Below are 11,647 nucleotides of genomic sequence, written 5' to 3'. Positions count from 1 at the left end.
GTCTCGCCATGCTTACACCACACACCATGCCCGAGTTCGACGCCGACCTGATCGCCCGCTACGACGGCCGCGGCCCGCGCTATACGAGCTACCCCAGCGCCCTCCAGTTCCACGAAGGGTTCGGCGAAACCCAGCTGCGCGAAGCGATCGCCGCGTCCAACCACGACCCGGTGCCCACGCCGCTATCGTTGTACGTCCACGTGCCGTTCTGCGAGAGCCCCTGCTTCTACTGCGGCTGCAATCGCGTCATCACGCGTGATTCCAGCAGGGGCGAAGCGTACGTGCGCTTGCTCGATCATGAAATCGCCATGCTGGGCGCGTTGATCGATTCCGATCGCGTCGTGCGCCAGCTCCATCTGGGTGGCGGCACACCGAACTTCCTCAGCCTCGGTGCCATGAGCCAGTTGAATGCGTCGATCCATCGGCACTTCACGCCGGCACCGATCGAGCAGCGCGAATGGGGTATCGAGATCGACCCGCGGCACGCCAGCGAAGACTATGTGCGCGGTCTCGGTCGGCTGGGCTTCAACCGTATGTCGGTGGGCATCCAGGATTTCGACCCGGTGGTGCAGGAGGCGGTCAATCGGGAACAGTCCGTCGAGCAGACACGGGTGGCGATCGACACCGCCAGGCGCGTCGGCTACCGCTCGATCAGCGTGGACCTGATCTATGGGCTGCCCCGCCAGAGCATGGACGGCTTCAGCCGCACGCTGGACAAGGTGATCGAACTGAAGCCGGATCGCGTGGCCGTCTACGGCTACGCGCACCTGCCCAAGATGTTCAAGGCGCAGCGTCAGATCGATGCCGAGGCGTTGCCGTCGCCGTCACAGCGTCTGGCCCTTTTCGGCATGGCCTTGCAGCGGCTCACCGACGCGGGTTACGTGTATATCGGCATGGATCACTTCGCGCTGCCGGACGACGATCTGGTTCGTGCGCAGCGGGCGGGAAGCCTGCAGCGGAACTTCCAGGGTTACTCCACCTGCGGCGACTGCGACATCATCGGTTTCGGCCCCAGCGCCATCAGCCGTATCGGCGATACCTACAGCCAGAACCACCGGGACCTTCCGGCCTATACGAAGGCGGTGACGCAGGGCCTCCTGCCGGTGGCACGCGGGCTTCGCCTGAACGAGGACGATCAGCTGCGCCGCGAAGCCATCGGCGAGCTGATGTGCCATGGCACGCTGGATATGGGTACCTTCGCGCAGCGCCACCGCATTCACTTCGCCAGCTATTTCCGCGATGCGCTTGAGCAACTGCAGACGCTTGCGGACGATGGCCTGGTGTCGATGACGGACGACCGTATCGACGTGAGTGCGAAGGGGCGTCTGCTGCTGCGGAATATCGCCATGAGCTTCGATGCGTATGCGCCGGCGGCGAGCAGCAGTTCGCGGTTGATCTGACGGGGTAAAGCCGTTCAAATCACGGTCACGACGTCGCCCGCCCTTAGGGAGATGTCCTTCTCCCACGCCCCGGCCTTCACCCGCGTCCGCTCGCCACCCACGCTCCGTACCGTCACCGAGGTGACCTTGCCGTGCTTCCAGGCCATGTCGACCCGGAAGCCGCCGCGCGCACCGAGGCCTGTCACGCTGCCCGATGCCGCCCAGGCCTCGGGCAGGGCGGGCAGCAGCACGATCAGGCCGGGACGCGACGTGATCAGCATTTCCAGCATGGCCGTTGGGGTGCCGAAGTTTGCGTCGATCTGGAAGGCATCGTTGCCGTCGTCCAGCAGGTACATGTCGAAGAGGTTCTGCGCCGTGCCGTTGCTTCGGTTCTTCGACGGCGACAGATTGGTGAGGACAAGCCGGTAGGCCTTCGCGGCGTCGCCCAACCGTGCCCAGCATATGGCTCGCCAGGCGCAGGCCCAGCCGTATCCGCCGGTGCCTCGCGCTTCCAGCAGCCGGGTGACGCCTTCGATCAGCGCAGGTGGGCTGTCGCCGAGCCGGATCCTGTCGCCCGGGAAGAATCCCACCAGCGGGGACAGGTGCCGGTGTTGCTTCTCACCCAGGTTCTCCGGTGTCATCCATTCTTCCAGCCAGCCCGAGGTGCTGCTGATCCGGGGGAGGTAGAGCCGAGCCTGCAGTTCTCCGATCTTCGCGGCGTAGCCCCTATCCCGGCCCAATAGCGAGCTCGCCTGGCGGTAGTTCTCGAACAGGTCCCACACCAGTTCCTGCGCATAAGTGATGCCTTTGGCATCGAGCGGGCCTTGCTCGGGGGACCAGTCGGCGTCGTCGACAAGCACCTCGCGCATCGAACCGGTGGCTGGGTCCTTCACGCTGATTGTCAGCAGCCGGCTTTCCCAGAACTCAGCTGCGCCCTTCAACAACGGATAGATGCGGGCCAGGTATGCCTTACTCGGGTTGTACTGGTAGTGCTGCCACAGGTTGTTGCACAGCCACGCGTTGCCAGCCGGGTGCCAGCGCCAGCCGCCTGCGCCATAGATATTGGTGGAGATGCCCATGGTCCAGCCGGCGATCTTTCCCGAGCTGTTGCGAAAGACGTTGCGCGGATCGTTGAAGTGTTTCCGGGTGACGTCGGTCCAGTCGTCGAGCTGACTGAGGCAGTAGCTGGTGAAGGGCTCGAAGCACGACGGCAACCCGGCGCGGTCGGGCAGCCAGTAGTTCATCTGGATATTGATGTCGCTGTGATAGTCCGCCATCCACGGCGACACGTTGCTGTCCAGCCACAGGCCTTGCAGTCCGGTGGGCAGACTGTCGCGGGATCCGGCGATGGTCAGGTAGCGGCCGTACTGCAGATAGGTCGCCTCGAGCTCCGGGTCCGCAGACGAACCGGGCGCGGCACGGGCCTGGAGGCGGGCCCAGGTGTCCATGGCCCGCTGTGCCTTGCTGGAGGTGCCGAAGTCCACACGCATCGTGTCGAACAGCGCGCGGTAGTCAGCCACATGGGTGTTCAGCAGTACCTTCGGGGACACCCTGGCGGCCGCCTCGGTTTTCCGGATGGCCAAGGCCAGGGGCGCGACCGCTGGATCCATGTAACCCTTGGTCGCATCCGGCGTGTAGTTGGTGCCGCCGCAGAGGATCACCGTGAGCGAGTTGCAGCGCGTGAACCGGAGGCCTTGTCCATCCGCCGCGACGCTGCCGGAACCGGCGACGGCCATGACGTTCGTCGCGTACTTCAGGCCGTTCTCCAGGGTTCCCTCGAAACGGGTAGCCGCCGCAGGAGTGGGCCAGCGCACCCCCTCGGCCCGCGGCGTATCGCCATGCATGCCATGTAATGCCACCGAACCGCTGAAGTCGCTGCCGCCCGTCTGCGACAGATGGATGGCGATCGCGTCGTCCGGGTAGCTGGCGAAAATGTTCCATGTGTAAGCAATGCCGTCCTTTCGATAGGAGACGCGCATGTAGCCCTGGTCGAGGTTCAGCTCGCGGCGGTAGTCGGTGACTTGCGCCGCTTCGTGTCCTTCCACCGAGAGGTACACCTTGGCCAGCATCACGAGGCTTCCGAAATGCTCCGTGGAGTAGTCGAACTGGCCGTCGGTACCGAGCACCACGTCACGCTTTCCGAGCCACATCGATGCGTCGGTAACGTACAGGCAGGTGGCGGCCGGATCGCCGCCGACCAGCGCGCCGATGCGGCCATTGCCTACCGGCAGGCCCTCGCGCAGCAGGTTCGACTCCCGAGCGGCACCGCCGTACCAGAGCGTGTGCCTCGCGGGCCCCGTGGGCATGGGGCTCGCAGGACGCGGGACGGGCTTGCCTTCGAGAAAACGGGGGAGGGCAAGCCATGGCAGCGCTGTCACGAAGGCCCCCGTGAGGTGCAGGAACCTGCGCCGGTCTGTCGGCCCCATGAGCGATTCGTTCAAGACGTTCTGCCGATCTTCGTCGTTCGCCATTGGCGTTTCGAAGTCCCGTTGCGCCAATTTGTTGGACAAATGAATCTAAAGGGGGCGGCGTTCCCTTGTCATGCTGCGCCGCAGCTTGTGGCGGCGATAAACCTAGGCAACGATGAATAAGTAGGACAAATTGCGGTCGCTGCAAACCGCTCTGTCAAGGTGTCGGGGTGACGGGGAACAACGAGGCTTTGTGGTGCCGTCTTGGGGATCGGCACCGGTGAGTTTCGTGCGGCAAACCGTGTGTGTGCTCACTTGGGGTGTTCCACAAAAAACGTTGGGGAGAAAGCCGTGCAGCTGAAGAAATTGGTTGTGGCAATGGGTGTTGCGTGGATGGTGGGGTATGGGGCACCGGGTGTTGCGCAGACGGCGCCGGAGGCACCGGCTTCGGGCACACAATCCAGCACGCCGCCTGATGCGGCCACACCGGCCAAGTCGGCCAAGCCGGGCGCCACCAATAAAGACGAAAAGAAGGTGACGGAGCTCGGCGCGGTGGCAGTCACCGGCCAGCTGGCGGCGCTCCAGCGCGCGCAGGCGATCAAGCAGGATTCCGTCAACGTCGTCGATTCCATCTCTGCCGAGGAAACCGGCAAGTTCCCCGATCCGAACGTGGCCGACGCGCTCCAGCGCGTGCCGGGCGTGTCGGTGAACCGCAGTGGCGGCGAGTCCAGCCAGATCGCCGTGCGCGGCTTTGGCCCCGAATTCGTGGCGGTCACGATCAACGGCCGGCCGATGGCGACCGCCTCCGGCTCGCGTGCCTTCAACTTCGACGTGCTCCCCTCGGAAATCATCAGCGTCGCGCAGGTCAACAAGACCTCTTCGGCCGATATTACCGAGGTGGACATCGGCGGCGTCGTGGACATCCAGACGGCGCGCCCGCTGGACTTCAGCGGCTATCACGGTGCGTGGAGCGCGGCGGGCGTCAACAGCAACCTGACCGGCGACTGGAAAGGCAAGACCACGCCGAAAGCCTCGGGCCTGTTCGGCTGGACGAATTCGGATCACACCTTCGGCTTCATGGGCTCCGCCTGGTACTACAAGCGCAAGGACACCCAGCTCAATACCCAGGCCAACTCCTGGTATGCCGATCAGAACATCTCCCAGCTTTCCAACCTCAGCAATCCGAATTACACGAACGTCGCGGTGCCGGAAACCCTGGCGAGCAACGTGCTGGACGAGACGCGCGTCCGCAAGGGTGTGAGCGGCGCCATCGACTGGAAGCCGATCGACCGCCTGACGGTGCAGTTCGACACGTTGTATTCGAGCTATAAGGTCGATCCGTTCATCCACTATTTCGGCGAGTACGGCAACACCGGCGACATCCAGTCGCTGACGACCGACCCGAACGGCACGGTGCTCAATTTCGTGCGCAATGGTTCGGGTCCGAACGTCATGGCGAACGACTATGTGATGTCGTATACGCCCAGCTACGAAAAGAGCTATCAGAACGGCCTGAACCTCGGGTTCGACATCGACGAATCGACCAAGCTGAGCCTGGACGTGTCCAGTTCCAAGGCATGGAACAAGGAGAGCCCCAATGGCTACTTCCTGGTCGTTGGCGCGAAGAACTTCGGCACCAATCCCACCTGGACCAACGGTGGCGACAGCCAGCCGCCGAGTTACTCGAATATCCTGTCGAGCACGGATACCAGCCTGTTGAAGGCGCACTGTTGCAATGCCGGTTCCGGCAACGACGTGACGAACAAGGTCAACAACTACCAGATCAAGCTGGACAAGTACTTCAACGACGGCGTGCTCTCGCGTTTGGTCGCCGGCGTACAGTACACGAACGAGTGGGTGAAGTCGGTCAGCTGGGGCACGCCGAACAGCATTCTTTGCAATGCGTATTGCGGCTACTCGGTCGATGTGCCGGCGGACGCCATCGGCGCCTACATCTACAAGGCGCCGCCGAAGATCCACGGTGTCTCGTCGCCGGGCCAGCCGTCGGAGTTTATCCAGTACGACCCGCGCGCGTACCTGAGCTGGCTGGCGTCCCCCGCGGCATACAACCAGTTGCCGCCGGAGAAGCGCGATGCGCTGCTGGCGGGCCTCGCGGCCAACGGCGGTACCTTTGACGCGATACCCAACCCGGGTAGCTACAACAACGTAGCGGAGAAGGAGAAGTCCGTCTTCGCGAAAGTCGTGTTCGAAGGCACCATGTGGGACAAGCCCTGGGCCCTCGACGTGGGCGCGCGTTACCTGCATGTAGCCTCGACCTCCACGGCAGTCAACCAGCCGCCGATCGCTTATCGCATCGACCCGAACGACACCAGCAATGGTCAGGTCACTTACGGCCCACTGGAGCCGCAGTCCGCCGATGGCGGATACCACAAGTGGCTGCCGTCGCTGAACTTCAAATGGAACCTGCTCGATAACCTGGTTTACCGGTTCTCGTGGTCCAAGACGCTGACGCCGCCGGCGTTGAGCAACCTGTACTACAACACGAGCTTCGGCACCCGCCCGAACTCGCTCACCATTTCCCGAGGTAATCCGCAGCTCCAGCCGTACAGCTCGCGCAATTACGACATGGGCCTGGAGTGGTACATCGACGACGCCAGCTATGTCGCGTTGGAAGGCTTCTACAAGAAGGTGAGCAACTTCAGCACCCTGGTGAGCACCCCCGTGCCGTTCCTCACCAACGAGAACACGGGCCAGCCGTTCATCTGGTCGCTCACCCAGCCCATCAACCTGAACTCGTCGAACATCTACGGCGCGGAAGCCACGGTGAACTACCAGTTCAAGCACGTGCTGCCGGAACCGTTCGATGGCCTGGGCGTTGCGTTGAACTACACCCGGGTGAAGAGCAGCACGAACCTCAGTCCGGGTCTCATTGCGGCGTCGGGCAAGTTCGCGGTGCCGGGCATCGGCGATTCCGCCAACGCGAGCGTCTATTACGAGAAGGGCCCGGTGCAGGTCCGCGTGGCGTACAACTGGCGCGGCAAGTACCTGGAAAGCCTCTCGTACGGTGCGGGTGCCCAGCCGGCCACGCGTAGCGACTACGGCCAGGTGGATTTGAGCGCCAGCTACGCGCTGGACAAGCACCTGTCGATCTTCGTGTCGGGCACCAACCTGACTCACGAACACCTGTACGACTACTCGGTGTACCGCAACCGCTTCCTCTACGCCGAGGCGGATGGCACGGTCTATACGGTGGGACTGCGGGGGACGTTCTGATGACGGTCACTGCGAAGAAGCGTCTTCCTGTCCCGATGCGAGGTCGAACGATGAGCGATACCCTGGCGAGCATCCTGCGAGGTGCGGCACTGTGCGGTGCGATGTGCGTGGCAGGGGTTGTCTCCGCGCCGGCACAGGCGGACGAAACCCCGTCGGCGGCGCTGCCGCAGATGGGCTTCAACAACTGGAATTCCACGCACTGCCGTGCCGAGTTCGACGAAGCGATGATCCGCGGCATCGCCGACAAGTTCATCAGCCTCGGTCTGCGCGACGCCGGCTACCAGTACGTGAACATCGACGATTGCTGGGCCAACTGGCAGCGGGACAAGGACGGGCGCCTTCAGCCGAACCCGAAGCGTTTCCCGAGCGGTATCGCGGCGCTTGCCGACTATATCCACGAGCGCGGCCTGAAGTTCGGCCTGTACTCGAGTGCAGGCACCTCGACGTGCGAGCCGCTGCAGGAGAACCGCGGCTTTCCGGGCGGGCTTGGGCACGAGAAAGAGGATGCGAAAACCTTCGCTTCCTGGCATGTGGACTACCTCAAGTACGACAACTGCAACAACCAGAAGATAGACGCCAAGAAGCGTTACACCGCCATGGCCGAAGCGCTGCGCAACAGCGGGCGGCAGATCTTCTACAGCATGTGCGAGTGGGGCGAGAACAAGCCCTGGCTCTGGGCCGGAAAGGACCCGGTCGATGCGGGCTCCTGGCGTACCACCGGCGACATCAGCGACAACTACGCGTCGATGCTGAAGATCTTCAAGGAGAACGTGGTCCTCGACAAATACGCTAGCCTCGGCCACTGGAACGACCCCGACATGCTCGAGGTCGGCAACGGCGGCATGACCGATGTCGAATACCGCAGCCACTTCAGCCTCTGGTCCATCATGGCCGCGCCGTTGCTCATCGGTACCGACTTGCGCACGATCAAGCCGGACGCGCTGAAGATCCTGCTCAACAAGGACGTGATCGCGATCGACCAGGATCCGCTGGGCGTGCAGGGCAAACAGGTGAGGGATGCCGACGGCATCCACGTCATCGTGAAGCCGCTGAAGGACGGCGGTCGCGCAGTGGCCGTGTTCAATGAAGGCGACAAGGCGAAAGCCGTGACGGTCACCGCTGCGGAAATCGGCCTGAAGGCAGGCGGCAGCTACACCATGCGCGACCTGTGGGCTCACACCGATGCGAAGGGCGACGGCTCGATCAAAACCACGCTGGGACCGCACGCCACGGTGATGTACCGCATAAGTCAGTGATAGCCAGGGCATAAACGCACTCCCGCCACGGTAGGAGCGCGCCCTGCGCGCGACATGTTTTCGCGCCTGTCCCCAGTCTGGCGCGCCAGCTCCCGGGGACGGCCACAAAACATGTCGCGCGCAAGGCGCGCTCCTACAGTTCGGGGCGGGGCGTTCGACGCCAGACCCACCATGCGGCGCTGGCCATCAGCAGATTCAGCGCCGTCATGCCGAGCCATATCGCAGGCTGCGACGCCGTGGCGACGTCGGCATGGAACACGGGTTTCCACAGCGACCCGCTGCTCGTGCGCAGGAGTGCGTCCTGTCCCAGGTTGTTGGCGATGTGGAACGCGGCCACGAAGGGCAGACTACGGGTCGCCAGCATGAGGCAGCCGTACATCACGCTGGACGATCCCACCACGAAAAGGCCGGCCAGCCATGGCACGCCCCCGGCCACGTGCACACCGACGAAGACGGCGGTGGGTACGAGCAGCGCCGCAAGCGGTCCGTAAATGTCGAGCAGACGGTCGAAGCCGTAGGTGCGATATCCCGTTTCTTCGGCGATGCCCATGCCGATACTCGCCCCGGTGCCCAGAGCGAACGCGGTCCAGTCGAATGCCTCATTCGCTGCCCAGTGGAACGGCACGACGAGGTAAACCGGCAGGCACCAGGCCACGGCCAGAGCCAGACCGGCCGCCAGACCGCCCAGCCCGTTTCGCCACGAGCCAGGGTTCACACCGTAGCGTCGCCATCCCATGCCGGCCCGCCGGAGGTAGACCCAGGTCAGGGCCACTACCAGGCACATCACGATCAGGCACTTCGCGAACCAGGCCACCGACGGCCCGAGCCGCGCAGGCACAACCAGCGCCGCGACGAACGTTCCGCCGAACGCCATGACGGCGACAAGCACGAAATATCCGGCGATGTGGGTCAGGGGTCGTGCCATGCGTCGCTCCCTCCGGCTGCGTAGGCTGTCGTTAAAGTCTACCGAACAGTGGTCTTCGTAAGTCCATGTGGGAGCCGGCTCTGTCGGCGATCCCGCGGCAGCGAGCAAGCTTGTCGCAAGCACCCATCGCCGCTGAAGCGGCTCCCACACAAAGCTCGCTCCGTCGCCTCGCTTGGGAAATCTTGTTGTGTGGGAGCCGGCTATGCCGGCGATCCCGCGGCAGCGGGCAAGCTCGTCGCAAGCACCCATCGCCGCTGAAGCGGCTCCCACACAAAGCTCGCCGTTTTCTGGTTTGGGAAGTCTTGGTAGAACGGCATTTCGCGCGATAATCCGCGCATGAACCCGTCTTTCCCCATTGGCCACATCCTCGTCGGCGCGGTGCGCCCGTTGGGCGACTCCGGCAAGCCCAGTGCCATCCACAAGGCGCCCGTGGATCGCCCCGTTCGGGCCACGCGCATCGGCTTCGACGCCGACAGCCAGGCCGACCAGAAGCACCATGGCGGGCTGGAGCAGGCGATACATCACTACCCATTCGACCATTACGATGGGTGGCGCAACGAGATCGGGCCGGTGCCTGTGCTGGAGAAGCCGGGCGCCTTCGGGGAAAACCTCTCGACGCTCGGATTGACGGAACGCGAGGTGGCGGTCGGCGACGTGTTCCGCCTTGGCGGGGCTACACTGCAGGTAAGCCAGGGCCGCCAGCCGTGCTGGAAGCTCAATGTCAGGTTCGGCGTGGATGACATGGCGTCGCGCGTGCAGGTATCCGGCCGCTCGGGCTGGTATTACCGCGTGCTCGAGGAAGGGGATGTGCAGCCTGGCGCCGTGCTGGAGTGTATCGATCGCGTGATGCCGGAGTGGACCGTGGAACGGGTATGGCGGGCGCTTTACGTCGATCGCCACGACGTCGCGACTCTCGCCGCGCTCGCCGGCCTGCATACGCTTTCGGAAGGCTGGCGGCGGCTCGCCGGTCGACGAGCGGAAGCCATCGCTTCGCGAGACCCCGATAGCGTGTGATCGCCGCGCGAAATCTGCCGCGCTTCAAGCCCGTTGTGTGAACTCGAGCCCAATCCTTTCTGACTGGGCATTTATGGAGATCAATGGGGCCTTCAACTGGCCTGCCACGGCGATTCACACGCATCGCGGCAACGTGTCGTCTAAAGGAGACGACATGAACCTCGATAAACAAGAGACGCTGCTGCGCCAGTTCGAAGAACACATGAGCAGCCCCTGGTTTCCGTGTTTCGCGGGGCAAACGGCCCAGCAGCGCGGACACATAACGCATCTTTTTGCCGGCGCCATGGGTTGCCCGGCCGACGACGCGAAGGTGGCGGCGGGCGTCGCAGCCTTCGCCAACCGCGAAAAGCCGGAGCATGTCTTCGAAAGCCTGGTAGTCCATTACACGGATTCGACGACGATGTCGGAGCAACTGTTCGAACGGCTCCTGTTCGCCCGCCTGCAGGGAATCCACGACGCCGACGCACGGCATCACGAGTGGGACCCGTCCGTGAGCACCGATCCGGAGGACCCGGCCTTCAGCATGAGCGTGGGCGGCAAGGCCTTCTACGTGGTGGGCCTGCATCCGGGGGCATCTCGTCGTGCGCGTCGCCTTGCGCATCCGGCGCTGGTGTTCAACCTGCACGAGCAGTTCGAGTTTCTGCGCCGCGAGGAGCGCTATGCTCGCCTGAAGAATGCCATCGTCGAGCGGGATATCGCCTTGAACGGCTCCGCCAATCCCATGCTCGCCGTGCATGGCTCCGTATCCGAAGCGCGCCAATACAGCGGCCGCCATATCCTGGGCGAATGGCATTGCCCGTTCCACGCTGCGAACGCACACAAGGACAAGGCCGCATGACCCACCGCACCATTCCTCCGCAGAGCGGCACGGCGTTCACGCTGAAGGCAGGCCAGCGACTCACCGTCATCGACCCGGAAGGGCAGCAGGTCAGCGATCTTGTGGCATTCAACGCCGAAGACACGGACGAATGGCTGTCGAGCGGGCGCACGCTCGATTACGCCAGCAAGTTCCTGCTCAGCACGGGCGACATCCTGTATTCGAACCGTAGTTCACCGATGCTGACGATCGAGCGGGACGATGTGGGGCGGCACGACTTCCTGCTCGCCCCCTGCTCGAAGGAAATGTTCGCCAAGCTCTACGGGCATACGGAACCCCACCGCGGCTGCTTCGGCAATCTGGCCGCCGCGCTGGAGCCCTACGGCATTGCGCCGGACCGCATCCCCACGGCCTTCAATGTCTTCATGAACGTTCAGGTGAACGGCACGAATGGCCAGCTCTCGGTCGAGCCGCCGCTCAGCAAGGCTGGCGACAGCACCGTTTTTCTGGCGCAGATGGATCTCGTGGTGGCTCTCACGGCCTGTTCGGCCGGTCAATCCAACAATTTCCGGTTCAAACCCATTCAATACCGCGTGGAGTAGGGCATCCTGGAA

At 63.8% G+C, this 11,647-nt stretch carries 8 protein-coding genes; 6 read left to right on the top strand and 2 right to left on the bottom strand.

Annotated elements, in window-relative coordinates; genetic code table 11:
- The first annotated feature begins 8 nt into the window (after positions 1–8).
- Positions 9–1,400, top strand: a complete 1,392-nt coding sequence (gene hemN, locus HBF26_RS13190) for an oxygen-independent coproporphyrinogen III oxidase (RefSeq protein ID WP_167127203.1) — start codon at positions 9–11, stop codon at positions 1,398–1,400.
- Between the two features lie 14 nt (positions 1,401–1,414).
- Here hemN and HBF26_RS13185 read toward each other — a convergent pair whose 3' ends face one another.
- Positions 1,415–3,850 (bottom strand): glycosyl hydrolase family 95 catalytic domain-containing protein, encoded by a 2,436-nt coding sequence (locus HBF26_RS13185; RefSeq protein WP_240151338.1) that lies wholly within the window; start codon positions 3,848–3,850, stop codon positions 1,415–1,417.
- A 288-nt stretch (positions 3,851–4,138) separates the two neighbouring features.
- Between HBF26_RS13185 and HBF26_RS13180 the strand changes: the two genes are divergently transcribed.
- Entirely contained in the window at positions 4,139–7,021 is a 2,883-nt protein-coding gene (locus tag HBF26_RS13180) for a TonB-dependent receptor (RefSeq protein WP_167127200.1), read from the top strand.
- 50 nt (positions 7,022–7,071) lie between these two features.
- Positions 7,072–8,277 carry a glycoside hydrolase family 27 protein gene (locus tag HBF26_RS13175; RefSeq protein WP_167127197.1) on the top strand — a complete coding sequence of 402 codons (1,206 nt, stop codon included), beginning with the start codon at positions 7,072–7,074 and terminating at the stop codon, positions 8,275–8,277.
- A gap of 133 nt (positions 8,278–8,410) precedes the next feature.
- Here the strand turns inward: HBF26_RS13175 and HBF26_RS13170 are convergent, their stop codons facing one another.
- Positions 8,411–9,202: a CPBP family intramembrane glutamic endopeptidase gene (locus HBF26_RS13170; RefSeq protein WP_167127194.1), complete on the bottom strand. Its 792-nt coding sequence runs from the start codon at positions 9,200–9,202 to the stop codon at positions 8,411–8,413.
- A gap of 336 nt (positions 9,203–9,538) precedes the next feature.
- Between HBF26_RS13170 and HBF26_RS13165 the strand changes: the two genes are divergently transcribed.
- The 3 genes from HBF26_RS13165 to HBF26_RS13155 all read left to right on the top strand — a co-directional run bounded on the left by HBF26_RS13165 (position 9,539) and on the right by HBF26_RS13155 (position 11,635).
- Positions 9,539–10,216: an MOSC domain-containing protein gene (locus HBF26_RS13165; protein WP_167127191.1), complete on the top strand. Its 678-nt coding sequence runs from the start codon at positions 9,539–9,541 to the stop codon at positions 10,214–10,216.
- Between the two features lie 154 nt (positions 10,217–10,370).
- Positions 10,371–11,054 (top strand): guanitoxin biosynthesis heme-dependent pre-guanitoxin N-hydroxylase GntA, encoded by a 684-nt coding sequence (gene gntA, locus HBF26_RS13160; protein WP_167127188.1) that lies wholly within the window; start codon positions 10,371–10,373, stop codon positions 11,052–11,054.
- Positions 11,051–11,635, top strand: a complete 585-nt coding sequence (locus HBF26_RS13155) for a DUF1989 domain-containing protein (protein WP_167127185.1) — start codon at positions 11,051–11,053, stop codon at positions 11,633–11,635. The genes gntA and HBF26_RS13155 overlap by 4 nt, the downstream gene beginning before the upstream one ends.
- The last annotated feature ends 12 nt before the right edge of the window (positions 11,636–11,647 follow it).

The sequence above is a fragment of the Luteibacter jiangsuensis genome, assembly GCF_011742555.1.
In the GTDB taxonomy this organism is placed as follows: domain Bacteria; phylum Pseudomonadota; class Gammaproteobacteria; order Xanthomonadales; family Rhodanobacteraceae; genus Luteibacter; species Luteibacter jiangsuensis.
The sequence above is the reverse complement of the archived record's forward strand: the minus strand, read 5'-3'. Positions and strand labels throughout refer to the sequence as shown.